The 26,734-nt window shown below is 37.1% G+C and carries 30 protein-coding genes; all 30 read left to right on the plus strand.

The annotated features are described in order from the left end of the window. The first annotated feature begins 63 nt into the window (after nt 1-63). The 30 genes from OLD84_RS08895 (at nt 64) to fliJ (ending at nt 26,734) form a co-directional block, all read left to right on the plus strand. On the plus strand, nt 64-393 hold the full coding sequence (locus tag OLD84_RS08895) for a putative DNA-binding protein (RefSeq protein WP_209461369.1): 330 nt from the start codon (nt 64-66) through the stop codon (nt 391-393). An 11-nt stretch (nt 394-404) separates the two neighbouring features. Next, nucleotides 405-1,748, plus strand: coding sequence for a signal recognition particle protein (gene ffh / locus OLD84_RS08900; RefSeq protein ID WP_209461368.1), 1,344 nt, complete (start codon nt 405-407; stop codon nt 1,746-1,748). Nucleotides 1,749-1,865: 117 nt separating this feature from the next. After that, nucleotides 1,866-2,135, plus strand: coding sequence for a 30S ribosomal protein S16 (gene rpsP / locus OLD84_RS08905; RefSeq protein ID WP_209461367.1), 270 nt, complete (start codon nt 1,866-1,868; stop codon nt 2,133-2,135). Between the two features lie 17 nt (nt 2,136-2,152). Beyond that, a complete protein-coding gene (locus OLD84_RS08910) occupies nt 2,153-2,380 on the plus strand; it encodes a KH domain-containing protein (protein WP_209461366.1) in 228 nt (75 codons plus the stop codon). Between the two features lie 202 nt (nt 2,381-2,582). Next, complete coding sequence (locus OLD84_RS08915) at nt 2,583-2,972, plus strand: YlqD family protein (RefSeq protein ID WP_209461365.1); 390 nt, start codon at nt 2,583-2,585, stop codon at nt 2,970-2,972. 12 nt (nt 2,973-2,984) lie between these two features. Next, nucleotides 2,985-3,500 (plus strand): ribosome maturation factor RimM, encoded by a 516-nt coding sequence (gene rimM, locus OLD84_RS08920; RefSeq protein WP_209461364.1) that lies wholly within the window; start codon nt 2,985-2,987, stop codon nt 3,498-3,500. Continuing rightward, on the plus strand, nt 3,500-4,249 hold the full coding sequence (gene trmD / locus OLD84_RS08925) for a tRNA (guanosine(37)-N1)-methyltransferase TrmD (protein ID WP_209461363.1): 750 nt from the start codon (nt 3,500-3,502) through the stop codon (nt 4,247-4,249). The genes rimM and trmD overlap by 1 nt, the downstream gene beginning before the upstream one ends. A gap of 139 nt (nt 4,250-4,388) precedes the next feature. Next, entirely contained in the window at nt 4,389-4,733 is a 345-nt protein-coding gene (rplS, locus tag OLD84_RS08930) for a 50S ribosomal protein L19 (RefSeq protein WP_209461362.1), read from the plus strand. Nucleotides 4,734-5,039: 306 nt separating this feature from the next. After that, nucleotides 5,040-5,594: a signal peptidase I gene (lepB, locus tag OLD84_RS08935; protein WP_209461361.1), complete on the plus strand. Its 555-nt coding sequence runs from the start codon at nt 5,040-5,042 to the stop codon at nt 5,592-5,594. 7 nt (nt 5,595-5,601) lie between these two features. After that, nucleotides 5,602-6,444, plus strand: a complete 843-nt coding sequence (ylqF, locus tag OLD84_RS08940) for a ribosome biogenesis GTPase YlqF (protein ID WP_209461360.1) — start codon at nt 5,602-5,604, stop codon at nt 6,442-6,444. Nucleotides 6,445-6,520: 76 nt separating this feature from the next. After that, nucleotides 6,521-7,294 carry a ribonuclease HII gene (locus tag OLD84_RS08945; RefSeq protein ID WP_209461359.1) on the plus strand — a complete coding sequence of 258 codons (774 nt, stop codon included), beginning with the start codon at nt 6,521-6,523 and terminating at the stop codon, nt 7,292-7,294. Between the two features lie 16 nt (nt 7,295-7,310). After that, entirely contained in the window at nt 7,311-9,098 is a 1,788-nt protein-coding gene (locus OLD84_RS08950) for a hypothetical protein (protein ID WP_209461358.1), read from the plus strand. Then, on the plus strand, nt 9,095-9,364 hold the full coding sequence (locus OLD84_RS08955) for an EscU/YscU/HrcU family type III secretion system export apparatus switch protein (RefSeq protein WP_209461357.1): 270 nt from the start codon (nt 9,095-9,097) through the stop codon (nt 9,362-9,364). Before OLD84_RS08950 ends, OLD84_RS08955 begins: the two co-directional genes overlap by 4 nt. Before the next feature lie 101 nt (nt 9,365-9,465). Beyond that, nucleotides 9,466-10,626: an ADP-forming succinate--CoA ligase subunit beta gene (gene sucC, locus OLD84_RS08960; protein WP_209461356.1), complete on the plus strand. Its 1,161-nt coding sequence runs from the start codon at nt 9,466-9,468 to the stop codon at nt 10,624-10,626. A 62-nt stretch (nt 10,627-10,688) separates the two neighbouring features. Then, the gene (gene sucD, locus OLD84_RS08965) at nt 10,689-11,591 is read left to right on the plus strand and encodes a succinate--CoA ligase subunit alpha (protein WP_209461355.1); all 903 of its coding nucleotides are present in this window, start codon (nt 10,689-10,691) and stop codon (nt 11,589-11,591) included. A 129-nt stretch (nt 11,592-11,720) separates the two neighbouring features. Next, entirely contained in the window at nt 11,721-12,554 is an 834-nt protein-coding gene (gene dprA, locus OLD84_RS08970) for a DNA-processing protein DprA (protein ID WP_319962193.1), read from the plus strand. A gap of 125 nt (nt 12,555-12,679) precedes the next feature. Beyond that, nucleotides 12,680-14,758: a type I DNA topoisomerase gene (gene topA / locus OLD84_RS08975; protein ID WP_209461353.1), complete on the plus strand. Its 2,079-nt coding sequence runs from the start codon at nt 12,680-12,682 to the stop codon at nt 14,756-14,758. 692 nt (nt 14,759-15,450) lie between these two features. Beyond that, entirely contained in the window at nt 15,451-15,765 is a 315-nt protein-coding gene (locus OLD84_RS08980) for a hypothetical protein (protein ID WP_209461352.1), read from the plus strand. A 320-nt stretch (nt 15,766-16,085) separates the two neighbouring features. Beyond that, nucleotides 16,086-16,997, plus strand: coding sequence for a tyrosine recombinase XerC (xerC, locus tag OLD84_RS08985; protein WP_209461351.1), 912 nt, complete (start codon nt 16,086-16,088; stop codon nt 16,995-16,997). A 27-nt stretch (nt 16,998-17,024) separates the two neighbouring features. After that, complete coding sequence (hslV, locus tag OLD84_RS08990) at nt 17,025-17,570, plus strand: ATP-dependent protease subunit HslV (protein WP_280953268.1); 546 nt, start codon at nt 17,025-17,027, stop codon at nt 17,568-17,570. Between the two features lie 19 nt (nt 17,571-17,589). Then, complete coding sequence (hslU, locus tag OLD84_RS08995) at nt 17,590-18,990, plus strand: ATP-dependent protease ATPase subunit HslU (protein WP_209461350.1); 1,401 nt, start codon at nt 17,590-17,592, stop codon at nt 18,988-18,990. 29 nt (nt 18,991-19,019) lie between these two features. After that, nucleotides 19,020-19,799 (plus strand): GTP-sensing pleiotropic transcriptional regulator CodY, encoded by a 780-nt coding sequence (gene codY / locus OLD84_RS09000; protein ID WP_209461349.1) that lies wholly within the window; start codon nt 19,020-19,022, stop codon nt 19,797-19,799. Between the two features lie 515 nt (nt 19,800-20,314). Continuing rightward, on the plus strand, nt 20,315-20,710 hold the full coding sequence (gene flgB, locus OLD84_RS09005; RefSeq protein WP_209461348.1) for a flagellar basal body rod protein FlgB: 396 nt from the start codon (nt 20,315-20,317) through the stop codon (nt 20,708-20,710). A gap of 3 nt (nt 20,711-20,713) precedes the next feature. Then, nucleotides 20,714-21,163: a flagellar basal body rod protein FlgC gene (gene flgC / locus OLD84_RS09010; RefSeq protein ID WP_209461347.1), complete on the plus strand. Its 450-nt coding sequence runs from the start codon at nt 20,714-20,716 to the stop codon at nt 21,161-21,163. A 21-nt stretch (nt 21,164-21,184) separates the two neighbouring features. Next, nucleotides 21,185-21,487 (plus strand): flagellar hook-basal body complex protein FliE, encoded by a 303-nt coding sequence (fliE, locus tag OLD84_RS09015; RefSeq protein WP_209461346.1) that lies wholly within the window; start codon nt 21,185-21,187, stop codon nt 21,485-21,487. 112 nt (nt 21,488-21,599) lie between these two features. Continuing rightward, on the plus strand, nt 21,600-23,210 hold the full coding sequence (gene fliF / locus OLD84_RS09020) for a flagellar basal-body MS-ring/collar protein FliF (protein ID WP_209461345.1): 1,611 nt from the start codon (nt 21,600-21,602) through the stop codon (nt 23,208-23,210). A gap of 12 nt (nt 23,211-23,222) precedes the next feature. After that, nucleotides 23,223-24,230 carry a flagellar motor switch protein FliG gene (fliG, locus tag OLD84_RS09025; RefSeq protein ID WP_209461344.1) on the plus strand — a complete coding sequence of 336 codons (1,008 nt, stop codon included), beginning with the start codon at nt 23,223-23,225 and terminating at the stop codon, nt 24,228-24,230. After that, on the plus strand, nt 24,223-24,969 hold the full coding sequence (gene fliH, locus OLD84_RS09030; RefSeq protein WP_209461343.1) for a flagellar assembly protein FliH: 747 nt from the start codon (nt 24,223-24,225) through the stop codon (nt 24,967-24,969). Before fliG ends, fliH begins: the two co-directional genes overlap by 8 nt. Then, a complete protein-coding gene (gene fliI, locus OLD84_RS09035) occupies nt 24,969-26,288 on the plus strand; it encodes a flagellar protein export ATPase FliI (RefSeq protein ID WP_209461342.1) in 1,320 nt (439 codons plus the stop codon). Before fliH ends, fliI begins: the two co-directional genes overlap by 1 nt. Continuing rightward, complete coding sequence (gene fliJ, locus OLD84_RS09040) at nt 26,288-26,734, plus strand: flagellar export protein FliJ (protein WP_209461341.1); 447 nt, start codon at nt 26,288-26,290, stop codon at nt 26,732-26,734. The genes fliI and fliJ overlap by 1 nt, the downstream gene beginning before the upstream one ends.

Raw genomic sequence — 26,734 nt, forward strand, 5'->3', positions numbered from 1 at the left:
TGGAATAGGTTATTCGTTATTATTAATTGTAAAGTAATTTCACTTAACAAGGAGTGGATGGGATTGCTCGAGAAAACAACTCGTATGAATTATTTATTTGATTTTTATCAAGCATTGCTGACACTCAAACAGCGAAATTATATGGAAATGTATTTTATAGAGGATTATTCACTGGGTGAAATTTCCGAATTGAATTTGGTTTCAAGACAAGCTGTGTATGATAATATTAAGAGAACCGAAACAATTCTTGAATCCTATGAACAGCATTTACATTTATATGATAAGTTCAAGAAACGTACCAGCCTTATAGATGAAATGGAGAAAACTGTTTCGACTAAGGGTGATAACGATGATTTGTTGAAAATGATTAATCAACTAAAAGAATTAGATTAGGGGGACCTTCCATGGCATTTGAAGGACTGGCCGACCGCCTGCAAGGTACAATAAAAAAAATTACTGGCAAAGGCAAGGTGAGTGAGCAGGACGTAAAAGAAATGGCGCGTGAAGTTCGCCTTGCCCTTCTCGAAGCCGATGTTAATTTTAAAGTAGTAAAAGATTTAATTAATCGAATTAAAGAACGTGCTGTTGGACAGGAAGTAATGGAAAGTCTAACACCAGGTCAACAGGTAATTAAGGTAGTTAGAGAAGAGCTAACCACGCTAATGGGTGGTGAACAAAGCAAAATTGCTGTAGCCGATAGAGCACCAACCGTAATTATGATGGTTGGACTGCAAGGTGCAGGTAAAACGACAACGACAGGAAAACTGGCTAATCACCTACGTAAAAAGCATAATCGTTCACCATTACTTGTAGCAGCTGATATTTACCGGCCAGCAGCGATTAATCAGTTGGAAACACTTGGAGAGCAACTGGATATGCCTGTATTTTCAATGGGAAATGATGTTAACCCAGTTGATATTGCTAAAAAGGCGATCGAGCAAGCTAAAGCAGAACATAATGACTATGTAATCATTGATACTGCGGGTCGTTTGCATATTGATAATGAACTGATGGATGAATTACAACAAATTAAATCAAGTGTAAAGCCGGATGAGACATTTTTAGTTGTTGACTCTATGACAGGTCAGGATGCTATTAATGTTGCAGATAGCTTCAACGAACAACTTGATGTATCAGGTGTTGTGTTGACGAAGCTGGATGGTGATACGCGAGGTGGTGCAGCTTTATCCATAAAAGCTGTCACAGATAAACCAATTAAATTTGCTGGTGTGGGTGAAAAAACAGATGACTTTGAAGCATTTCATCCAGAGCGAATGGCATCGAGAATTCTTGGTATGGGAGATGTTTTGTCGTTAATTGAAAAAGCGGAGACAAACGTCGATGAGAAGCAAGCAAAAGAATTAGAAACGAAAATGCGTAATGCCTCATTTACCTTCGATGACTTTTTAGAGCAAATGGGACAGGTGAAAAATATGGGGCCATTAGATGATTTAATGGCGATGATCCCTGGAGCAGGAAAAATGAAAGGTCTGAAAAATGCGCAATTGGATGAAAAGCAACTCGTACATGTTGAAGCCATTATCCAATCCATGACGAAGAAAGAGCGTCAGGAGCCAAGTATTATGAATGCTAGTCGTAAAAAACGTATCGCTAAAGGGTCAGGTACATCTGTTTCTCAAGTGAATCGATTGCTGAAGCAATTTGAAGAAATGAAGAAAATGATGAAGCAAATGACCGGCACTCAGAAAGGTAAGAAAGGCAAAGGTATGAATCTTCCATTCATGTAATAAACACGTATTTATAGTATGTTTTATTGCTTGTAATGGAAAAGTCCTTTACAGACTTCCAGGTATCTGTTAGAATTTAAAATTGTGTAATACATTGTTATTGGAGGTGTAAGAAAAATGGCAGTTAAAATTCGTCTAAAACGCATGGGATCTAAAAGGAATCCATTTTACCGTATTGTTGTAGCTGATTCACGTTCGCCACGTGATGGACGTGCTATCGAACAAATTGGAACATATAACCCTGTAGTTAATCCAATTGAAATTAAACTAGATGAAGAAAAAGCGCTTGACTGGATGACAAAAGGCGCTAAACCAAGTGATACAGTACGAAACCTTTTCTCAAAAGAAGGCATCATGAAGAAATTTCACGACCAGAAAAACCAATAGTAAAGTAGTGTGATATCATGAAAGCCCTAATTGAAACTATTGTTACATCCTTAGTTGATCATCCTGAAGACATCGTTGTGAGTGAATCAGAAGAAGATACAAAAATTGTTTATCATCTTACTGTGAACCAAGATGATGTCGGTAAGGTGATCGGCAAAAATGGACGTATTGCAAAGGCTATCCGAACAGTAGTTTACGCTTCTAAAACGGATGCTGAAAAGCGAATTTATTTGGATATTATGTAAAAGGGAAAGAGTCTTACCTCTTTCCCTTTTTATCGCAGTTTAACAGGCAGGTTGACTAAATACGGGCACTTCATATGCCAATATCGGTACCAGCATGTTTGATCGACGCATCCACTGAACGGAGTTTCACTTTAAGTGGCCACACTTTATACATCTCAGTAAGAACGAATTAAAAGATGTTTGTGAGAGTGAGGAATTAATAATGAAAATAATAAAGAAAGTACTAATCAAACAAGTTATCACAGAGAAAAGCAAAGAGAAATTACAAAAAAATTTTAGTGAATCAAAAATACGACTTGAACAAGAGTGTCAACGACTGCGATTTGAACAACGAAAGCTAGAAAATAAAGCAGAAGTATCCAAACAAGATATTGCGAAGCGTTTTCAGCGGGAAATAAATAAACGTAAAGAAAAAATGCAGCTTGCAGACTTTAAAATCGAGCAGTTAGACGTGCTTGAACTTGGTAGTGAAATAACGGAAAAAGAAGTTGAAGCTCTTGTTGAAGTGGGTATTGGATCACATTGGGATGAAATTATGGGGGAAAGAGCGATTGTAATCAAAGACGATTTTGTAATTCGAATAGATAATTAGTAGGGTGATAAAATGAATGAAAAAATGTTTAATATAGGAAAAATTATAAATACACATGGAGTACGTGGTGAAGTAAAAGTGCTGAGAATTAGTGATTTTGAGGAGCGCTTTGCAGTAGGAGAAACCGTATATGCAGTAAAAGAATCCGAAGAAGAGATTGAGTTAGTGATTGGTTCCCATCGTATCCATAAAGGTTTTGACTTACTTATATTTGAAGGATACGATAATATTAATGATGTTGAACATTTGAAAGGGTCGCAATTAAAAATAACGGAAGGTCAGCTTACGGCATTAGATGAGGGCGAATTTTACTACCATGAAATAATTGGTTGTGAAGTATTTACAAATAATGAAGAACATCTAGGTATTATAAAGGAAATTCTATCGCCTGGTGCTAATGATATATGGGTGGTAAAACAAGCACAAGGCAATGATCTACTAATCCCTTATATAGAAGATGTTGTTAAGGAAATAGATATAGAAGCGCAGCGGATTTTAATTGAACCAATGGAAGGACTGTTAGATTAATGCATATCGACATATTAACCTTATTTCCTGAAATGGTGTCAGGTGTCTTAGACGCTTCTATTTTAAAAAAAGCACAAGATAAAGAAAAGTTTAGCTATAATTTGGTGAATTTTCGAGATTATACGGAAAACAAACATCAAAAAGTGGATGATTATCCATACGGGGGAGGGGCAGGTATGGTGTTAACACCACAACCTGTTTTTGATGCAGTTGAAGCTATTACAAAAGATAAAGGTACAAAAGCCCGTATTATTCTTATGAGTCCTCAAGGTGAGCCTTATACGCAACAAAAGGCAGAGGAACTGGCGAAGGAAGATAGTCTCGTGATTATTTGCGGTCATTATGAGGGCTATGACGAGAGGATTAGAGAACATCTTGCAACAGATGAACTATCAATCGGTGATTATGTATTAACTGGTGGTGAGCTTGGTGCTATGGTTATTGCTGATAGTGTCGTTCGATTACTTCCTGATGTCCTAGGTAATACGGAATCGGCATCGAAAGACTCATTTTCAACTGGATTATTAGAGCATCCACATTATACAAGGCCAGCAGATTTTCGTGGGATGACTGTCCCGGAAGTACTGTTATCCGGAAACCATGCGAGAATTGATGAATGGCGTATAAGTCAGTCATTAAAACGTACGTATGATCGACGGAAGGATTTAATAAATAAGCTTTCCTTAACAGAAAAGCAACATAAACTCCTTAATGAGATTGAAGAAAACGAAAATTATAAGGCATACTAACTTTATCTAAAATTTAGTTGAACTCTAGCTTTCATTATGGTATATTAATTGTTGTGTTTAAGTAATACTTAAGCTATATAAACGATGTTCCGCTGTTCTTAGAGAAATATGAGCATTGGTTTGGAAGGAGTGAAACAGGATGCAAAAACTAATTGCAGATGTAACAAAAGATCAACTACGTACTGATCGTCCTGAATTCCGCCCAGGTGATACGTTAAAAGTTCACGTGAAGGTTGTTGAAGGAAGTCGTGAGCGTATTCAGGTTTTCGAAGGTGTTGTAATTAAACGCCAAAATGGTGGAATAAGTGAAACATTTACAGTAAGAAAGCTTTCTTACGGTGTAGGTGTTGAGCGTACATTTCCATTACATTCGCCTCGTGTAGCGGAAATTGAAGTTTCCCGTCGTGGTATTGTACGTCGTGCGAAACTATACTATCTTCGTAACCTACGTGGTAAAGCAGCGCGTATTAAAGAACGCAGATAAAGAAAAGGTGAAGTGGATTTATTGCAGTTATAATAGGCAGGTCTACTTACTACGATACGTCAAGCCACAGATGGATAGAATAAAATTTTACTTTAAAAAAGGAGCTTTGCTTTTATGCACAAGCTTCTTTTTATTTGTAGATAGGAATTAGTTATACTCAACTGCCTAACAAAGCAAAGAACGCTTTCTAAGAATCCCTTTAACGAATGCCAAGTTTACTAATATTTAACTCGTAATAATAAGGAATGTTATAATGAAGTTAGTTTAAAATAATACATAGATAGTGATGTTGTCGGAGGGGAATTCATGGCAAAACAAAAAAGTGAGTGGTTTGACTGGATAAAGGCGTTGCTTATTGCTTTTGCATTGGCTTTTATAATTCGAATGTTCTTTTTTGCACCAATTGTTGTTGAGGGCCCATCAATGCTTCCGACATTGGAAGATGGGGACCAAATGATTGTAAATAAATTCATATATCAAATTACTGAACCAAAACGTTTCGATATAGTTGTGTTTCATGCTTCAGCACAACAAGATTATATAAAGCGAATTATTGGTTTACCAGGTGAACATGTAGAATATGAAAATAACAGCTTATATATTGATGGTGCCCCAGTTGAAGACCCTTTTACACGAACAGACCAAAATGCATTGTATGAACAAGGCACGAATGATTTTCTATTAGAAGATTTACCGGGAGGGTATGAGAGGATACCTGAAGGACAAATCCTTGTTTTAGGTGATAATCGAATGAATTCAACAGACAGCCGTATGTTAGGTGTTGTTCCCATGGATGAAATTGTTGGAAAAACAAATTTAATTTATTGGCCATTTGATCGAATTCAATTAATAGGAGAGTAGGTTACATATGACAATACAATGGTTCCCAGGACATATGGCAAAAGCTAGGCGAGAAGTAGAAGAAAAGTTAAAGCTTGTCGATTTTGTAGTTGAATTGGTTGATGCAAGAGCGCCATTATCTTCACAAAATCCAATGTTACAACAGGTTCTACAAAATAAACCGAAGCTGATTGTATTAATGAAAAAAGATTTAGCAGATAACAGAGAAACAGAAAAATGGATTAACCATTTTAAAGAAAATAATAGTAAAGCGATCGCTGTTAATGTAAATGATAAAGCAGAAATAAAGCGTGTCATTCAATTAGGGAAGGAACTTGGTCAAGAGAAGATGGACAAACTCATGAAAAAAGGGATTCAACCACGGCCTGCTCGAGCCATGATTATTGGCATCCCGAATGTTGGTAAATCCACATTAATTAATCGACTTGCAGATAAAAAAATTGCAAAAACTGGAGATAAACCAGGTGTTACAAAGCAGCAATTATGGATTAAAGTGAAGAAAGACTTTGAGTTGCTTGATACACCAGGTATTCTATGGCCAAAATTTGAAGATGAAATAGTAGGATTTCGATTAGCAGCAATCGGAACAATAAAAGATCAATTACTTTCATTGCAAGATATTACAGCTTTTGTTATTCAGCACATGCAAGAACATTATCCAGAATTGCTTGAAGCTCGTTACGATATCGACCGTAGTATGGAAGACATGTGGGATATATTCGTTGCTATAGGGAAACAACGAGGAGCACTTGAAAGTGGTGGCAATGTAAACTTTAAAAAGGTTTCAGATATAGTGTTGGGTGATCTTCGTACAGGAAGGTTAGGGATGATTACACTGGAAACACCATAATAATGATTGGCCGCCTAACTTGGTGCTAACAAAAATTGTGTATCAGCCGATATAAGATAGAGAGACAGGTGTCATAATGGATAAACAGCCAATTACAGTACTAAAAAAGTTGTTTGAAGCAGGAGAGTTGAGTGAAGAATTAGTTACCTATTTAAGGGCTGATGACAGAAAAGGTGTACAAAAATTAATTAAAACCTATGAAAACCAGAAGAGAAAAGAAGAAATGCTTGAAAAAAACTTTATGGATATGTGCTATTATGAAGAACGTGGGTACGCTAGTGGCTGTGAATACATAGCAGGTATTGATGAGGCTGGTAGGGGGCCTTTAGCGGGTCCAGTTGTAGCAGCAGCGGTTATTTTACCAAGGAATTTTAAATTATTGGGCTTAAATGATTCAAAACAGCTAAATGAAGCAACGCGTACTAAATTTTTTAACATTATTAAGGAACAAGCGGTTAGCTATGGAATTTCTATTATTGGTAGTCAGAAAATTGATGAAATCAACATATTTGAAGCAACAAAACTAGCAATGCATGACGCAATCAATCAGCTAAATCTAAAACCGAACCATATATTAATTGATGCGGTAGAACTTCGTGGATTGTCTTGTAGCTCTGAGTCCATTACAAAAGGAGATGCTAAAAGCATTTCCATCGCTGCAGCAAGTATATTAGCGAAGGTAACTCGTGATGAAATGATGAAGGAATTACATAGTGAATACCCTAATTACGGTTTCAATTCGAATGTGGGATATGGTACAAAGCATCACATAGATAGTTTAATGGAACATGGCGTGTCACCATACCACAGAAGGTCATTTGCGCCAGTGAGAAATGCAGTTCATTATTAATTTGGGGGGTGTCTAGTTGAGTGTTTATCAAGTAAATGGAAAACGGTTAACCGCAATGAACCATTCACAACTAACACTACGCCCCGGGCAAATTATCCAAGGGAAAATTTTAAAGCTCTATCCTGATAATAAAGCACAAATTCAACTGGGCTCTGAAAAAATGATAGCTCAATTAGAAGCATCATTAACAACTAGTGGAAAGTATCATTTTCAAGTACAAACAACGGATCAAATTATTCATTTAAAGGTGTTGGGGGAACAGTTAAAAAATCAAGAAAGAGCAAACGTTACACACTTGATGCAACAACTGGGACTGAAAATAAATAAATCCAATACTGCTTTGATGCAGACACTTATTAATGAAAAGATCCCATTTGAGAAAAATCAGCTTGTACAAGCATTTCGCTTATTAGACGGGTCACAAAACAAGAAAGAGGCACAACAAGTTCTCAAGGATATGATTACGAATAAATTACCCATAACAGATTCGGTTTTTCAAGCCTTATCCATGAGAAGTTTTCACAGCTTATCAGAACAAATGAAGGCCTCATTAGAGCAATTAAAACAGCATACAAACCATACACAACTGCTTGATCGTATGAGCCAAATGGTGGAACGGCCATTAGACACGAAGTCTGCTATTGTTAATCAAATTACTACAGAAATAAGGGCGAATAGTCAGCAATTTTTCAATATACTAAAGGCAGCAGGAGCCCTGGAACCACAAAAGGATTTTACATCTTGGAAATCGCAATGGGGATCTTTTATAAAGCAAATGAATGGTTCTACGCAACGAACTGCTACTGTGGAATTGCCTGTTCAACTGAACGACCTAAATCTGGTTAGAGCGTTAGAAAAATTGGCTACTAATAAAGACGAATTGTTACGACACTCTCAGCAAATCCTGCACACGTGGAGTAATAAAATGACAGGATCATTTATAAATAATGTCTCCTTAGAAAGAGAGGATTTCGCACAACTAAAACAGCAAATATCGGAGAACGTGCTGCCATTGTTGACGAATCACCAACAGCAGCAATACACGCATTTACTCCAGAATAATCCAGTTCAATTGCGACAGCTTCTATTCATGTTGCAGACAATCGCTACAGACCAAATATATGCGAAGACAGATCAGTTTTTGGGTACAATGAATCAGGATAAAGCATTCATGCTAGCAGCTCCTCGTGAGCAATTTTTGACACAGGTAAACCAAACGCTACTTTTTACAGGACTATCCTATGAAAACCAGCTGGCAAATGATAATATACAGCAACAATCTGTAACGGTAAAAGGAATGCTTATGCAATTGTTTCAACAAAGTGAGAGTGCTTTGTCACATGATCGTTCGCAGCAACTCCTCCACTTTATAAATGGTATGCAGTTGCAATCTGTAAATGAATCAGCTCATTTGTTACAAGCTAATCTGCAAATACCAGGTGAAAGGCTTGGTTTACCGAAGGATCTAGAACTTAATTTTGAAGGTAGAAAAACGGAAAAAGGAGAGATAAATCCTGACCATTGTCGTATATTATTCTACTTGGATCTTACACACTTAAAAAAAACTGTCATTGATATGAATGTACAAAAACGCGCAGTAGCTGTGACGATATTCAATGATTTCGAGTCAATAAAGGAGCAGTCCTTATTTTTAAAACCAATGTTAAAGACAGGACTGGAAAACTTAAATTATCAACTAACTACTATTTCATTTAAACCATTACAACAATTAGATAAACCAAAGAAAACGACAGGACGTGATTCTTTTCGAGCGGACTATCAAGGAGTTGATTATCGAATATGACAAAAGGAAGAAAAAAGGCAGCAGCCCTTCGATATGATCAAAAGCACCAGAGCGCACCTATTATAGCGGCATCTGGTAAAGGACTAACAGCTGATGCTATTATTCATAAAGCTGAAGAAAACGATATTCCTATCCTTGAGGATTCTTCTTTAATTGAAATATTAGCCGAACTAAATATAAATGAAACGATTCCAGAAGAATTATATCAAGCTGTAGCAGAAGTATTTGCTTTTATTTATAGAGCAGACCAAAGCATGGAAAGGTAATAAAAAGTTTGAAAGTAAATAGACAATATTCGCTTATTCTTGTGAATTATGTAGTTTTTTATTACAATAGGAATGCAGTGATTTTGATGGGAGGATAAAAGATGAACATTCATGAGTATCAAGGCAAAGATATGTTGCGCGAATTTGGCGTCGTTGTTCCTAATGGACGTGTTGCATATACAGTTGATGAAGCTGTTGAAGCTGCAGAAAAATTAGGAAGTGCTATTACCGTAGTAAAAGCTCAAATCCACGCTGGTGGTAGAGGTAAAGCCGGTGGCGTTAAGATTGCAAAAAACATAGAAGATGTGCGTACATATGCACATGAGATACTTGGTAAGACTTTAGTTACAGAACAAACAGGACCTGAAGGTAAAGAAGTTAAACGCTTACTTATTGAAGAAGGTAGTGATATTCAAAAAGAGTATTATGTAGGTGTGGTACTTGATCGCGTTACTTCACGTGTCATTTTAATGGCATCTGAAGAAGGCGGTACAGAAATAGAAGAGGTTGCTGAAACAAACCCTGAGAAGATCTTCCAGGAAGTAATTGACCCAGTTGTTGGATTATCTGGTTATCAAGCTCGTAGACTAGCATTCAACATAAATATACCTCATGAACTAATGGGTAAAGCAGTTAAGTTTATGACAAGTCTTTATAATGTATTTATTGAAAAAGACTGCTCAACTGCAGAAATAAATCCATTAGTCACTACTGGTGATGGCGAAGTATTAGCATTGGATGCGAAATTGAACTTTGATGATAATGCCATGTTCCGTCAAAAAGACGTACAGGAATTACGTGATTTAGATGAAGAAGACGAAAAAGAAATCGAAGCATCAAAACATGACTTAAGCTATATATCCCTTGATGGTAATATCGGGTGCATGGTAAATGGTGCGGGACTTGCTATGTCTACTATGGATATTATTAAGCATTACGGCGGTGACCCTGCAAACTTCCTTGATGTTGGGGGCGGTGCAACAGCTGAAAAAGTTACCGAAGCATTTAAGATCATTTTATCCGACCCGAATGTAAAGGGTATTTTTGTAAACATCTTTGGTGGAATTATGAAGTGTGATGTAATTGCAGATGGTGTAGTGGAAGCGACAAAACAAGTTGGATTAGAAATTCCGCTAGTTGTAAGGTTAGAAGGAACAAATGTTGAATTAGGGAAGAAAATTCTGGACGAGTCTGGATTGAATATTACATCCGCCGGTTCCATGGCAGACGGTGCCGAAAAAATCGTTTCTATGGTCAGGTAATAATTTGTTACTGACTGCTCTACTAAAAACTGTATAAGATTATGAAGAAAGGGCGGACGAAAATGAGTGTATATGTTGATAAAGATACAAAAGTAATTGTCCAGGGAATTACTGGTGGTACAGCTAAATTCCATACGAAACAAATGCTTGAATATGGAACAAAAATCGTTGGTGGTGTTACACCGAAAAAAGGTGGCACAGAGGTAGAAGGGGTTCCTGTATTCAATACAGTAAAGGATGCAGTTGAAAAAACAGGAGCTAACGCATCTGTAATCTACGTACCGGCACCTTTTGCTGCAGATGCAATTATGGAAGCAGTGGATGCAGAGTTAGATCTTGCAATATGTATTACCGAGCATATCCCTGTTATGGATATGGTTAAAGTGAAGCGTTATATGGAAGGTAAGAAAACGCGTCTAATAGGGCCTAATTGCCCAGGGGTAATTACAGCAGATGAAAGTAAAATTGGTATCATGCCAGGATACATTCATAAGAAAGGTCATATTGGAGTTGTGTCCCGTTCAGGTACACTAACATATGAAGCTGTCCATCAACTGTCAGAAGCTGGTTATGGGCAAACAACAGCTGTAGGAATCGGTGGAGACCCAGTTAATGGTACAGACTTTATTGATGTTCTAAACGACTTTAACGAAGACCCTGAAACAGAAGCCGTGGTTATGATTGGTGAAATCGGTGGAACAGCAGAAGAAGAAGCCGCTGAATGGGTGAAAGCTAACATGACAAAACCTGTTGTTGGCTTTATTGGAGGAGCAACAGCCCCTCCTGGAAAACGAATGGGTCATGCTGGTGCTATTGTATCTGGTGGTAAAGGAACAGCGGACGAGAAAACTCGTGTCATGACTGAATCCGGTATTCGTGTTGCTGATACGCCAGCTGTTATTGGTGAAACAATGATAAATGTTCTAATGGAAAATAATCTACAAGAAAAATGTAAAACACATTAAAAATAGTGGGTCCAAGAGTTTTAGCTCTTGGACCCTTATTAACAAATTGAATAAGGAAGTGTTGAATTGCAGTCATTCCGCGATCGCTTAATTCACGTACATAGATGTAGAGGCAATACTAGGAGAATAATGCGAAAAATTCTACTCCATGATCCTACACTAAATCAAATTTATTTAATATCCTCCAGCACGATTAGTCAGCTATATTCCCTTCCCATGAAAAATGCAGTAATATTTTATAAAGACCTTCATAATAATCATTTAATCCAGCAAATAAAAAAAGATAATAACAGCTATACGATTATCACTATAGTTGACGAGAACTATCCAGGTGTGTTAAAAACAATAAAAGATCCGCCTATTGTCTTGTATGCTCTAGGCAATACGTCATTATTATGTCACACACCTGCTTTAAGTGTGATTGGGACAAGAAATCCATCCAATGAAGCAATGGCAAAAATAAACCACGTAGTTAAACCTTTACTAGATAATGATTGGTTAATCGTAAGTGGAATGGCTAAGGGTGTTGATCGTTATGCCCATGTGTTTGCTTTAAGGGGGAAGGGTAAAACCATTGCCGTATTGGGAGGTGGATTCCATCATATTTATCCAAAACAAAACACATCTTTATTTCATCATATAGCTGAAAATGGATTAGTAATATCGGAATATCCTCCAGACACTCCCCCAAAAAAGCATCATTTCCCTGAAAGAAATAGGCTCATTAGTGGCTTATGTTTTGGAACATTAGTGATTGAAGCAACTGAAAAAAGTGGAACCTTAATTACAGTGGATCAGGCACTTGACCAAGGAAGGGAAGTATACGCATTGCCAGGCTCACCGTTGATTCCTCAATCACGGGGCTGCCATCGCATGATTCAAGACGGTGCAAAGTTGGTTATGGATTCAAGCGATATACTGGAAGATTGGGAAACTATTGGAAAGCATTTATATAATTTATAAAAGAAGGAAAACGCTTGCTAAAGGCAAGAACTTTGTCACGTATATTTGACAAAGTTATATGATGTATTTACTATTAATGAAGATTTGTAAAATAATTATTGTACCTCATTCTGGGAGGAAATTGAATGTCAGAGTATCTAGTAATCGTAGAATCACCTGCAAAAGCGAAAACAATTGAACGTTATTTAGGAAAAAAATATAAAGTTAAGGCATCCATGGGTCATGTACGTGACTTACCGAAAAGTCAAATGGGTGTTTATACAGAAGATAATTTTAAACCAAAATACATTACAATCCGCGGAAAAGGTGATGTATTAAAAGATCTACGAAAAGCCGCCAAAAAAGCAAAAAAAGTTTATCTTGCAGCCGACCCTGATAGAGAAGGGGAGGCTATAGCTTGGCATTTAGCACACGCACTAAATGTAGATGAAAATTCAAAATGCCGTGTGGTTTTCAATGAAATTACAAAGGATGCAATTAAAGAATCATTTAAAAATCCGAGAACAATTGATACCGATTTAGTCGATGCACAACAAGCCAGGCGAATTCTTGATCGATTAGTTGGATATAATATCAGTCCATTATTATGGAAAAAGGTTAAAAAAGGATTAAGTGCGGGCCGTGTACAATCGGTAGCATTAAAAATGATTACGGATCGTGAAAAAGAAATTGAAAACTTTAAACCGGAAGAATACTGGTCCATTGAAGGCCATTTTCAAAAGGACGAAGAAAGTTTTCAGGGCGCTTTCTATGGTCTAAATGGAAAAAAACAGGAATTAAAATCTGAAGACGATGTAAAAAAGGTTATAAACTCACTAAACGAGAAGAAATTTTCGGTTGATAAAGTTAACAGGCGTGAACGAAAGCGAAATCCCGCTAAACCTTTTATTACATCTTCTATACAACAAGAGGCTGCTCGAAAGCTAAACTTCCGCGCAAAGAAAACAATGATGGTAGCACAACAACTTTATGAAGGTATAGATTTAGGGAAAAAAGCTGGGGGGATCACAGGTTTAATTACGTATATGCGTACAGATTCTACGCGAATATCCAATACAGCTAAAGAAGAAGCGGAAACGTATATTGAAGATAAATATGGTAAAGAATACCTGGGAACTAATAAACAAAGCAAGCAACAAGAGGGTTCACAGGACGCACACGAAGCAGTTCGTCCAACATCGACTTTAAGAGATCCCAAATCGTTAAAACCGATCCTCTCCAGAGATCAGTATCGTTTATACAAACTCATTTGGGAACGGTTCTTAGCTAGTCAAATGGCTCCGGCAGTGATGGATACCATGACCGTTCATTTATTAAATAATGATGTGGAATTTCGCGCAACCGGTTCTAAAGTTAAGTTTAAAGGATTTATGAAGGTATATATAGAAGGAACGGATGATAGTAAAAAAGAGGAAGATAAGTTCTTACCTGATTTAAAGGAAGGGATGGAAGTTGAGGCGAAAGAAATTATACCAAATCAACATTTTACACAGCCACCTCCAAGATTTACTGAGGCTAGACTGGTACGTACAATGGAGGAGTTGGGAATTGGGCGTCCATCTACTTATGCTCCTACGTTGGATACAATTCAGCGCAGAGGATATGCCAGTATTGATAACAAACGATTTATACCAACAGAGCTTGGTACGATTGTGCACGAATTAGTAGAAGAGTTTTTCCCTGAAATTATTAATGTTGAATTTACAGTAAAAATGGAAAGTGATTTAGATTCCATTGAAGATGGTCAAATACAATGGGTAAAAATCATAGATGATTTTTACCAGGACTTTAGCAAACGGTTGGAAACAGCAGAAGAAGAAATGGAAAAAATTGAAATCAGAGATGAACCTGCCGGTATTACTTGTGAAAATTGTGAGCATGAGATGGTTTATAAAATGGGGCGTTATGGTAAGTTTTTAGCTTGTTCTAACTTTCCAGAGTGTCGAAATACAAAACCAATTCTAAAAGAAATTGGGGTTAAATGTCCAAAATGTGAAGAAGGTAATGTAGTAGAGAGAAAGTCCAAAAAAAGAAGAACTTTTTATGGATGCGATCGTTTTCCTGAATGTGATTTTGTATCATGGGATAAACCTATAGCGAGACCATGTCCGAAATGTGAGTCTTTGCTAGTTGAAAAGAAATCGAAGAAACAAACGCAAATTCAATGCACCAATTGCGATTATAAAGAAAAAACTCAAGATTAAAGAACCAGTTGCTCGTCTTGCGATGAGCAGCTTTATTTTTACATAGCAAACTATAGAATTTAAATGCTGTGGATAACTTATATACTGGAATAGCCAGGTCCAGCTCCAGCGCTCAGCAACTGTCAAACTTCACACTCCTCCACTACGATAAAGAAGACTTACTGATTGCCAAGCCGGCAGGCGCAGGCAGAAGTAAAGTCGCACTTATACCCTGTGGGTGAAAAGAAGACTTACTGATTGCCAAGCCGGCAGGCGCAGGCAGAAGTAAAGTCGCACTTATACCCTTGTGGTGAAAGCCGGCACCGACTCCCTAGGCTTAAAGAAGGCCGTCTAAAACCAGGCTTACGCTCAGGCGTCGGCATACCCCTATGAAGGGGTATGTTTCTTTTTCGCTTTCCAAGCATAAGATTCACTTTGATTTTCGCCACTACTGGCGATAAGTCAAGTTCATCTCATCTCATTGCGGCAGTAGAAGTTCAACTAAAATCGCCACTTTGCGTGGCAACGTTGAACCACCCGCGATGCGCTGAGCGCAGTTATACGTTGCTAAACGGGTGCTTGCGCTTTTGTTCTTATGTTTTGACTGTTTCCTAAAAGATTAGGACGAGTAAGCGCAGTCCCAATACTTACGAAAAGAGCCTATGTTTTACAATTTTGACAGAGGGTACCGCCTTTAAGAAGGAGGTATTAACATGGAAAGACAGAAATATTATTATGTAACAGTAGATACTGAAGAAATTCGTGAGATATCGATTCCGGATAATGATATTGAATATGAAATTACTGCAAACCAAAACCAGCTCGAGGAACTAAGAGAGCTATTTATGAAGAAAAGTAAAGATGGAAAAGATGCTGCGGAATATATAGGAAAACCATTTGATGAATGGGGAGCAGATGACAAGAGAGAAGAATATCAGCATCATTTGATAATGATCTATCGAAAATTATATGAATTAGGTACAGAAAAAACAAAATCAAAAATAAAAGAACTAGGAATAATTCATTAAAAAGTTGGCAATACAAGTAACTAGCCTATTTTTATTCACAAAGTTTTCACAGTATCAACTTTTTTAAATTAATTGAATTGTTGTTTGTTGACTATCTTATTTGAAAAAGTTATAATTATTCAGTGCTAAGGATAATTACTTTACAGCATCCGACCCAATTTTGAAGACTCTATTATTTACGTCATCTTTTAATGACAAATTGAATCAGTGTGCATAATTAAAGTGAAGCCAATTCAGAATTTTAGTGCAATTTAGTTAAATTAATTGCACTTGATTATTTTGTATGATATGATTTATTTGCTGTGCTTTGGGGTGAAGGTATGCATCAGTTTACGAATGATTGCGAGGCTTTTGTTGAGTATTTACAAATAGAAAAAAATGTTTCTCCATATACTGTGAAATATTATCTGAAAGATCTGGAAACATTCTTTGACTTCTTAGCAAAAGAGGGTATAAATGACTTGAGCGAAGTTGACCAACGAGTCGTGCGATTGTATTTGACATTGCTCTATGATAAACAGTTAAGCAGAAGGTCAGTATCGCGGAAGATTTCGACCTTGAGGAGCTTTTATAAGTTTTTGGAGCGAGAAGATCATGTTGCATCAAATCCAATTATGCATATTTCGTTACCAAAAACCAGTAAGCCAATACCTGGATTCCTCTATATGGAAGAGCTAGAAAAACTTTTCGATGTAAGTGATTTAAACGATCCTGTCGGTCAACGTAATCAAGCTCTATTAGAAACACTTTATGCTACAGGTATGAGGGTTAGCGAGTGTCAAGGGCTTTCGTTGAGTGATATTGATTTTTCAATTGGAACGGTGTTCGTTAAAGGGAAAGGAAGAAAAGAACGTTACATTCCGTTTGGGAGTTTTGCAGAAAGAGCCTTACGAGCTTACATAGATGAGGGTAGGAATAACTTATTGGAAAAAGCCAAAGTGGAATCTGGTTCTATCTTTTTAAATGCTCGAGGATCCCCATTAACGACTAGAGGTATGCGGCTCATTTTAAATAAAATGGTCGAAAAAGCAGCCTTAACTATTCATGTTCATCCGCATAAATTACGTCATACATTCGCTACACATATGCTGAATGAAGGCGCTGATCTACGTACAGTACAAGAATTACTAGGTCATGAGAGTTTAACCTCTACACAAATATATACACATGTAACGAAAGATCATCTACGTGACGTGTATATGAACAGTCATCCACGAGCCAATGATCCATAAGCAGAAGAAAGTAAGAGGTGATGAAAATTGGCAAATGAGATGCATGCCACAACTATTTTTGCTGTTAGACATAATGGTCAATGTGCAATGAGTGGTGATGGTCAAGTTACCTTAGGTAATGCGGTAGTTATGAAACATAAAGCCAAAAAAGTACGTACATTATTTCACGGAAAAGTGCTAGCAGGGTTTGCAGGCTCTGTTGCAGATGCTTTTACATTATTTGAAAAATTTGAAGAAAAATTGGAAGCTTTTGATGGAAACTTATCGCGAGCTTCAGTTGATCTAGCAAAGGAATGGCGTAGTGATAAGGTGTTACGTAAACTGGAAGCAATGCTGATTGTGATGAATAAGGAAAAAATGTTATTGGTGTCAGGAACTGGAGAAGTCATTGAACCTGATGATGGATTGTTAGCTATTGGTTCAGGTGGGAACTATGCACTTAGTGCAGGGAGAGCGTTAATCAAACATTCAGAGCAATTGTCTGCAAAAGAAATAGCGCTAACAGCACTAGAGGTTGCTGGAGAAATATGCATATATACAAATGATCATATAACTTTAGAGGTGCTCGAATAAGAAGGAGGCTATTTGAAGTATGGGAATAGATTACACTCCAAAGCAAATCGTGGGTCAACTGGACAAGTATATAATAGGGCAACAAAGTGCCAAAAAATCTGTAGCTGTTGCATTGCGTAACCGCTATCGACGAATGTGGCTTGATGATTCTATAAAAGATGAAATTGTCCCTAAAAATATTTTAATGATTGGACCTACAGGGGTAGGTAAAACAGAAATAGCAAGAAGGTTAGCAAAGCTAGTCGGTGCCCCTTTTATAAAAGTAGAAGCGACAAAGTACACGGAGGTCGGATATGTTGGGCGCGATGTTGAGTCTATGGTCCGTGATCTTGTAGAAATGTCACTGCGAATGGTTAAAGAAGAAAAAATGAATGAAGTAATGGGAAAAGCTGAAGTCGAAGCTAATAAAATACTTGTCAAATTGCTAGTCCCTCAAACTAAAAAAAAGCAGGACAATATAAAAAATCCATTTGAAATGCTTTTTCCTGGTCAAGCAGATGATGACGATGATAGTGATAAAGAAGAAGAAAAAGATGAAGAAATAAGAAATAAACGAAAACGCACTGAACATAAGCTTGCTTTAGGTGAACTGGAAGATACCATGGTTACGGTTGAACTAGAAGAACAGCCGCCTTCAATGTTTGATATGATGCAAGGTTCGGGAATGGAACAAATGGGGATGAACATGCAGGATGCCTTTGGGCAGTTTATGCCGAAAAAGAAAAAGACAAGAAATTTACCTGTTTCTGAAGCGAGAAAGATTTTAACAAACCAGGAAGCGGGCAAATTAGTAGATATGGATGAGGCCGGTCAAGAAGCTATTCAACGAGCAGAACAATCTGGAATACTGTTTATTGACGAAATAGATAAAGTCGCTGTAAAACAGGAGAATTCGGCGAATGTATCTAGAGAAGGCGTCCAACGAGATATTCTACCTATTGTTGAAGGTTCAACAGTTGTTACGAAGCATGGCCCGGTAAAAACAGATCATATGCTTTTCATAGCCGCTGGAGCATTCCACATGGCAAAGCCTTCCGATTTAATACCTGAGCTACAAGGTAGATTCCCAATACGAGTTGAACTCGAAAAACTAACTGTTGAAGATTTTAAACGAATCTTAAATGAGCCGTCAAATGCATTGTTAAAGCAATATCAGGCTTTATTAAATACAGAAGGTATAAATGTTATTTTTACAGACGAAGCTATAACAAGGATTGCTGAAGTAGCGCATGAAGTGAATCAGGATACGGATAACATTGGTGCAAGAAGACTCCATACGATTTTGGAGAAACTCTTGGAAGATCTGTCCTATGAAGCAACAGATATCAATATGGAAAAAGTGGAGATTACCCCTACTTACGTTGATGAAAAACTAAGTACAATAGTGAAGAATAAAGATTTAAGTCAATTTATACTATAAAATGAAAAATATTAAAACGGAGGATTATTATGGAACTATTAAATCGCGCAAGAAAAATTAATGCAATGTTACAAAAATCAACTGGGAAGTCAGTCAATTTCAATGATATGTCTGCAACCCTAACGGATGTTATCAGAGGTAATGTGTTCATTTTGAGTAGAAGAGGAAAACTGTTAGGTTTTGCTATTAATCAAGAGATTGAGAACGAACGTATGAAAACTATGCTAGAAGAAAGGCAATTTCCGGAAGAATATACAGAAGGATTATTCGGTATTCGTGAAACAACAGCGAATCTTGATATTGATCACCCACTTACTGTATTCCCAGTTGAAAATCGAGAGTTATTTAAAAGCGGTTTAACAACGATAGTACCTATTATTGGTGGCGGCGATCGTCTCGGAACACTAATATTAGGAAGAGTAACCGACAGCTTCAACGATGATGATTTGCTACTAGGAGAATACGGGGCAACCGTTGTAGGTATGGAAATACTACAGGAAAAAACAGAAGAAATCGAAATAGAAGCCCGCAGCAAAGCTGTTGTACAAATGGCTATAAGCTCATTGTCATACAGTGAACTAGAAGCAATTGATCATATTTTTGAAGAATTAGATGGAAAAGAAGGTTTACTTGTAGCAAGTAAAATAGCCGATAGAGTAGGTATTACAAGGTCTGTTATTGTAAATGCATTAAGAAAACTTGAAAGTGCGGGAGTTATTGAATCACGCTCACTAGGAATGAAAGGAACATTTATTAAAGTATTGAATGATAAATTCCTAGTAGAACTTGAAAAGCTTCGTTCGAAATAAAAAAAAGGCTAGAGCAATCTAGCCTTTTTTTATGTCTTTTTAGAGGATGTTTAAAAAGTCCGGTAAAAATGACACATCGAAGGGGGACTTCTACTGAAACCGCCCATATCAATAGCCAACGCAAAAGCTACCACAACACGCGATAAGTCGCTACTCAAAGAGCTACGCTGGATCAGACTTTCGACCCACAGGACGTCGCGACCCTAACCGGTGGACGCACATGACGCGATCCTTTTTATCCAATCAAATACTGTTTACTTTAAACCTAAAATAGATTTTATTTACTTTATTATTTCAATATAGCATGCAAATAGCAACTAGAAATTATAGTACGATTTATTATAAGGGAAAAATTATGTATGTAATTTTTCCTGGATATTTATAACTATAAAAAGCTTGATATTACAAAAAATGTCGAAAAATGGTAGACTTTATACCGTATATAGCTTAAAATATATTCGTATGCCATTTGCGTTTATGACTGTTGGTTTAAAATGGGAAAAGGAGGAAATTAGATGAACTTGTTTAATGGGGCAATTAGTACGCTGGAGAATTCACTTGATTTTGCTTCAGCAAAAAACAAAGTAATATCAAGCAATGTTTCAAATATCGACACACCTAATTATAAGGCTAAAGACATAGTTTTCAAAGATGTATTAGACAATGCCTCATCACAATCGTTAGAAGCGAATCGTACAAATTCTAAACACCTACCATTTAATCAGGATTCAGAGTCCTCACATGAAATAATAACGAAAAATAATACAAGGTATAACCATAATGGAAATAATGTAGATGTTGATAAAGAAATGGCTGAATTGGCTAAAAACCAAATCTACTATCAAGCATTAACAGATCGTATTAACGGTAAGTTTGGTAGTCTTCAAACCGTTATTAGAGGAGGAAGCTAATCGATGTCAATATTCCATGCAATGAATAATAGTGCAAGTGCTTTAACAGCTCAGCGTCTTCGCATGGACGTTGTATCTTCCAATGTAGCAAATGCAGAAACAACGCGAGCAACAGTGAATGAAAACGGAGAATATGAACCTTATCGTAGAAAAATGGTAGAAATGGCGCCGCAAGATAAAAGTTTTCGATCTTTTTTACATAAAGCACAAGGGACAGAATCGGCTTCAGGTGTAGAAGTGACGAATATTGTTGAAGATGAAGATCCTTTTAAAATGGAATATAACCCGAATCATCCAGATGCAAATGATGATGGTTATGTTGAACTACCGAATGTAGACCCATTAAAGGAAATGGTTGATCTAATGAGTACGACCAGGTCCTATGAAGCAAATGTAACCTCTTTAAATGCTAGCAAAGGTATGTTAATGAAGGCATTGGAAATAGGGAAATAATCCACAGCAAGGAGTATGAAAATGGATAGTCTATCAATAAATAATATACAACAACAAACATCATTACCTGAATCTGCAAATACAATTTCACCTGGAGATGCCCAGAATAATTTTGCTAATACACTAAAATCAGCAATTGATGGAGTGAATGAAGCACAAATTGCGTCTGATGAAAAGACAGAAGCACTGGCACAAGGTAATATAGATGATTTGCATGATGTGATGATTACTGCTCAAAAAGCTAGTCTTACATTGGAAACAACTGTACAGGTTCAAGGTAAGGCTATAGATGCTTATAACGAAATTATGCGTATGCAAGTCTAATTTACCATGTTCGATATACATGGAGTAGAAATGGTATAACAGTTGATTTAGTACATGTTTGCAATTAACCAGAAATAATTGTTATTTTTTTGGCGCTTTGGTGGGGGAATATATGAAAGAAAAAATGATGAAGTGGAAAGATACAGCGGCAACTGCTTGGACAAGCAGATCAAAAAGCCAAAAAGGCGTCTTTATAGGTTCAGCACTAATTATCATCATGCTAATCGCAGCTATAGCACTCGTTACATCAAGTTCTAATTTCGTCCCGTTGTATAATAATTTAACTTTACAGGAATCGGGACAAATAAGTGAAGAATTAGATGCTAGGGGTATTCCTTATGAAATAGAGGATGGTGGTACGACAATTACTGTACCGGAGCCACAAGTAGATACCTTAATGGTAGATCTTGCAGGTCAAGGAATACCAAACAGCGGAAATATTGACTATTCTTTTTTTAGTGAAAACACCTCCTGGGGGATCACAGATAATGAATTTGACATTATGAAGCTTGATGCAATGCAAACAGAGCTAGGTAATCTAATGCAAGGTATTGATGGAATTGAAAGTGCTGAAGTGATGATTGACATGCCTGAAGATCCAGTGTTTGCAAGTGAAACAACACAAGAATCCAGCGCTTCAATCGTGTTAAATACACAACCAGGGTATCAATTTGAAGGAAACCAAATCGAGTCTCTCTACCACCTGGTATCCAGTGCTATTCCAAATTTACCAGATGACAATGTGGTTATTATGAATCAGCATTTTGAGTATTTTGATCGTGATTCACAAACTGCTCAAGGAAACCAGGATTCGCATTCATACCAACAGACTGTCAAGCAGGATGTGGAACGAGATATTCAAAGAAGGTTACAGCAAATGCTTGGTACGATGGTTGGTGCAGATAATGTAATTGTTTCTGTAACAGCAGATATAGATTTCACACAGGAAAATCGGACTGAGGAGCTCATTGAGCCTGTAGACATTGAGAATATGGAAGGCGTTCCTGTCAGTATTGAATCCATCCAGGAATCATATTCCGGGAACCCTGGTGTTGGTGGAACTGGTGCAGGTGATGTGACTGGAACTGGGGAAGATGATATTCCTACTATGCAAGAGATAGAAGGTGACGACGGGGAATACGAATTAGATAGAGAAACAATCAACAATGAATATAACCGTATCCGCAGAGACATTGTAGAAAGTCCTTATAAAGTTAGGGATTTAGGGGTTCAAGTTGCTGTTGATAGCGTAACGGATTCGGATGGAGATGATATTCAATATTTAACCCAACAAGAGGAAACAACGGTTGAAGCAGGAATATCTTCCATATTAGATTCTGTTATTGGTACTTCAATGAGTGAAGAGTTTGGTGAGGTTGTTCCAGAAGATAATTTTTCTATTGTATTTCAGGAGTTTAGTGGGACTACAGCAACGCCTGAAACGACAACACCAATTATTCCAACATGGCTTTATATAACAGGTGCTATTTTATTGGCAATCATTATTTTATTAGCTTTCCTATTATTCCGTAATCGCAACGAAGATGAGGAAGAATTTGTAGAAGAAGATTATACAACTGAAATTATGGAAGAGGTACCAGAAATAGAAGAACAACAACAGGACTCAGAATCAGTTACACGAAGAAAAGAACTGGAAAAAATAGCAAGAGATAAACCAGAAGATTTTGCGAAGCTTTTAAGAAGTTGGATCGGGGACGATTAGGGGGAATGAACGATGGCAAAACAAACATTATCAGGAAAACAAAAAGCAGCGATTCTTTTAATCTCCTTAGGTCCAGATATATCAGCGCAGGTGTATAAACATTTATCAGAAGATGAAATTGAGAAATTAAGTTTAGAGATATCTTCTGTAAAAAAGGTTGACTCCCACATGAAAGAAGATGTACTGGAACAGTTTCATCAAATCGCTGTTGCTCAAGACTTTATTTCCCAAGGTGGTATTGGCTATGCCAAAACAGTATTAGAAAAAGCATTTGGAACAGAGGAAGCATCGGGTATTATCAATCGCCTTACCTCATCATTACAAGTTAGACCTTTTGATTTTGCGAGAAAGGCCGACCCAAAGCAAGTATTAAATTTTATCCAAAGTGAACACCCTCAAACCATAGCTTTAGTCTTATCTTATCTTGATGCGGAGCAGTCTGGCCAAATATTATCCGAATTGCCTCAGGAAATGCAAGCAGATATTGCAAAGCGTATTGCAACAATGGACTCTACGTCGCCAGAGATCATTGCTCAGGTGGAACAGGTTTTGGAACGAAATATATCATCTTCTTTAACAGAAGATTATACACAAACTGGTGGTATTCAAGCTGTAGTCGAAGTGTTGAATGGTGTAGACCGAAGTACGGAGCGAACGATTTTGGATTCCTTAGAAATACAAGATCCTAAGCTTGCTGAGGAAATAAAGAAACGTATGTTTGTTTTTGAAGATATAGTTGTATTGGACAGTCGTGCAATCCAGCGCGTCATAAGAGAAGTAGAAAATGAAGACCTACAATTGTCACTTAAAGTTTCTAGTGATGAAGTGAAGGATGTTGTCTTTAAAAATATGTCACAAAGAATGGCTGATACCTTTATGGAAGAGATGGAGTACATGGGACCAGTTCGGCTACGAGATGTAGAAGATGCACAAACGAGGATTGTTAGCGTGATACGCAGACTTGAAGAGATTGGTGAAATTATTATTGCCCGTGGCGGAGGAGACGATATTATTGTCTAGTCATACGCAGAATCGCCAAAGCAAGGTTATTGAGCTTAAACCAATCGAGGTTACGAAAAAAGCGCCAAATCAAACGTTAGATTTAGAGGTTGAGGACAGTAAGGTGAAAGATGAAATTCAAAATGCTAGAGATGAACTGCAAAAAATAGAACAACAGAAGAAACAGCATATAGCTGATACAAAATCAGAAATTGAAAACGCAAGACAGAATTGGAAAAACGAAAAGAAACAATTTATCGAAGCGGCGAAAGAAGAAGGGTATAATGCAGGTTTCTCGCAAGGAAAAGAAGAGGGGATTCTAAATTATCAGCATTTAATCGATAAGGCCAATTCGATAATGGAGGAAGCTATTAAAGATTTTCATTCCACAATTGAAAAAAGTGATGAAGCAATTCTTGGTCTAGCAATACATATAGCGGACACGATTATGAAACAGAAGCTTACGGAAGATCCAAGGTCCTTTTTGTCGATCGTGAAAGCTGCAATTAAAGAATTGAAAGATCAATCTGTAATCACTATTTATTTACATCCTAATAACTATGAGTATGTTATACAGCAAAAAGATGAATTAGAGCTTATTTTGGAAAGTGAAACAAACTTGTCTATTTATGTGGATGAATCGGTTAAAGAGAATGGGTGTGTAATCGAACATCCATTTGGTCAAATTGATGCTGGTACTGATACACAGCTACAGCAGATACGTAAAGTTTTATATGAAATAGCAACGGAGAATAAATAATGAATACATTGGATTACTTTTCTGCAATTGATCAAACAGATACATACAAGCGTTATGGTAAGGTTTTGCGTGTGGTTGGGCTAATGATTGAATCACAAGGGCCGGAAGCGAATATTGGAGAAGTCTGTTATATTCATGCTTCAACAAAAAATAAAGATCCAATACTTTCGGAGGTTGTTGGTTTTCATAATGAAAAGCTGATTCTTATGCCATATGCAGAAGTAGCCGAAATCGGGTCAGGGTGTTTAGTCGAATCGACTGGAAAAGCATTAACGGTCAAAGTAGGACGTGGGTTAATCGGTAAAGTTGTGGACTCACTAGGTATGAATCTTGACAATTCATTATTACCAAAAGGATTATCTAGCCGTTTAACGGAGCAATCGCCTCCTAATCCGATGTTGCGTCCACCTATTTCTGAGCCCTTACAAGTTGGTGTGAAGGCAGTCGATTCTATGCTTACAGTCGGTAAAGGACAACGAATTGGAATTTTTGCAGGTAGTGGTGTTGGGAAAAGTACATTGCTTGGAATGATTGCTCGTAATAGTAATGCTGATATTAATATTATTGCGTTAATTGGAGAAAGAGGACGTGAAGTGAGGGAATTCATTGAAAATGACCTCGGGGAAGAAGGACTAAAAAAATCAATTGTTGTTGTCGCCACTTCTGATCAACCAGCTTTAATGCGTATAAAAGGTGCTTATACCGCTACAGCGATTAGTGAATACTTTCGTGATTTAGGTTATCAGGTAAATTTAATGATGGATTCGGTAACGAGGGTTGCAATGGCCCAGCGTGAAGTAGGACTTGCAACAGGTGAACCACCAACAACAAAAGGGTATACACCTTCTGTATTTGCAACGTTGCCAAAACTATTGGAACGAACGGGTACGAATGAACATGGAAGCATCACAGCATTTTATACAGTTCTAGTCGATGGTGATGATATGAATGAGCCAATAGCAGATACGGTTCGGGGTATTTTAGACGGCCATTTTGTGATGGATCGTAAACTAGCAGAACGGGGGCAATTCCCTGCTATCAATATCTTGAAATCGATTAGCCGAGTAATGAATAAAGTAGTGGATAACAAGCATCAAGATTTTGCACAACAAATACGAACTTTTATGGCTACATATGAAGAAAACAGTGAGTTGATTAATATTGGTGCATATAAGCGTGGTACTGATAAAGAAATAGACAACGCAATTTCCCATTATCCAAAAATACAAGCCTTTTTAAGGCAGGATGTTTTTGAATATCGAACACTTGATGAATCGATTGAATTGATGAAAGACCTGCTTAATGGGGGTGTGAAATAATGGCTGAAACAGCTACATTATCTAAACTATTACATATTCGAGAGAATGAAAAGAAAGAAGCAAAACAAGCATATCATCAATCAATGGATTTCTTTGAAGGAATAGCTACACGACTATATACATTACTGAAAAGAAAAGAAAATGCGGAGGATTCCTATGATGATTGTTTAAGTGCTACGTCGTCTGTTGAGATTATTAAAGAACAGGTCGCTTTTATTGAACTATTAAATAATCAAATTATGAATTTACAGCAACAAGTACAAATTGCTAGAGCTGATATGGAGTCCAAGCAAATGAAGTTAAGTGATGCTTACGTTGAAGTGAAGAAATTCGAGAAAATAATAGACACCCGAAAAAAGTCAGAGGAAGAAATGGAAATAAAGCGGGAAAAAGCTTCGATGGATGAAGTATCCATTCAACAATACTTACGATATAAAAACAGGTGA

It is taken from the genome of Virgibacillus natechei (assembly GCF_026013645.1).
Taxonomy (GTDB): domain Bacteria; phylum Bacillota; class Bacilli; order Bacillales; family Amphibacillaceae; genus Virgibacillus_L; species Virgibacillus_L natechei.

Coding starts and splice junctions, on each gene's coding strand:
- ffh (WP_209461368.1), top strand. CDS start 405: ATGGCATTTGAAGGACTGGCCGACCGCCTGCAAGGTACAATAAAAAAA.
- rpsP (WP_209461367.1), top strand. CDS start 1,866: ATGGCAGTTAAAATTCGTCTAAAACGCATGGGATCTAAAAGGAATCCA.
- OLD84_RS08910 (WP_209461366.1), top strand. CDS start 2,153: ATGAAAGCCCTAATTGAAACTATTGTTACATCCTTAGTTGATCATCCT.
- OLD84_RS08915 (WP_209461365.1), top strand. CDS start 2,583: ATGAAAATAATAAAGAAAGTACTAATCAAACAAGTTATCACAGAGAAA.
- rimM (WP_209461364.1), top strand. CDS start 2,985: ATGAATGAAAAAATGTTTAATATAGGAAAAATTATAAATACACATGGA.
- trmD (WP_209461363.1), top strand. CDS start 3,500: ATGCATATCGACATATTAACCTTATTTCCTGAAATGGTGTCAGGTGTC.
- rplS (WP_209461362.1), top strand. CDS start 4,389: ATGCAAAAACTAATTGCAGATGTAACAAAAGATCAACTACGTACTGAT.
- lepB (WP_209461361.1), top strand. CDS start 5,040: ATGGCAAAACAAAAAAGTGAGTGGTTTGACTGGATAAAGGCGTTGCTT.
- ylqF (WP_209461360.1), top strand. CDS start 5,602: ATGACAATACAATGGTTCCCAGGACATATGGCAAAAGCTAGGCGAGAA.
- OLD84_RS08945 (WP_209461359.1), top strand. CDS start 6,521: ATGGATAAACAGCCAATTACAGTACTAAAAAAGTTGTTTGAAGCAGGA.
- OLD84_RS08955 (WP_209461357.1), top strand. CDS start 9,095: ATGACAAAAGGAAGAAAAAAGGCAGCAGCCCTTCGATATGATCAAAAG.
- sucC (WP_209461356.1), top strand. CDS start 9,466: ATGAACATTCATGAGTATCAAGGCAAAGATATGTTGCGCGAATTTGGC.
- sucD (WP_209461355.1), top strand. CDS start 10,689: ATGAGTGTATATGTTGATAAAGATACAAAAGTAATTGTCCAGGGAATT.
- dprA (WP_319962193.1), top strand. CDS start 11,721: ATGCGAAAAATTCTACTCCATGATCCTACACTAAATCAAATTTATTTA.
- topA (WP_209461353.1), top strand. CDS start 12,680: ATGTCAGAGTATCTAGTAATCGTAGAATCACCTGCAAAAGCGAAAACA.
- OLD84_RS08980 (WP_209461352.1), top strand. CDS start 15,451: ATGGAAAGACAGAAATATTATTATGTAACAGTAGATACTGAAGAAATT.
- xerC (WP_209461351.1), top strand. CDS start 16,086: ATGCATCAGTTTACGAATGATTGCGAGGCTTTTGTTGAGTATTTACAA.
- hslU (WP_209461350.1), top strand. CDS start 17,590: ATGGGAATAGATTACACTCCAAAGCAAATCGTGGGTCAACTGGACAAG.
- codY (WP_209461349.1), top strand. CDS start 19,020: ATGGAACTATTAAATCGCGCAAGAAAAATTAATGCAATGTTACAAAAA.
- flgB (WP_209461348.1), top strand. CDS start 20,315: ATGAACTTGTTTAATGGGGCAATTAGTACGCTGGAGAATTCACTTGAT.
- flgC (WP_209461347.1), top strand. CDS start 20,714: ATGTCAATATTCCATGCAATGAATAATAGTGCAAGTGCTTTAACAGCT.
- fliE (WP_209461346.1), top strand. CDS start 21,185: ATGGATAGTCTATCAATAAATAATATACAACAACAAACATCATTACCT.
- fliF (WP_209461345.1), top strand. CDS start 21,600: ATGAAAGAAAAAATGATGAAGTGGAAAGATACAGCGGCAACTGCTTGG.
- fliG (WP_209461344.1), top strand. CDS start 23,223: ATGGCAAAACAAACATTATCAGGAAAACAAAAAGCAGCGATTCTTTTA.
- fliI (WP_209461342.1), top strand. CDS start 24,969: ATGAATACATTGGATTACTTTTCTGCAATTGATCAAACAGATACATAC.
- fliJ (WP_209461341.1), top strand. CDS start 26,288: ATGGCTGAAACAGCTACATTATCTAAACTATTACATATTCGAGAGAAT.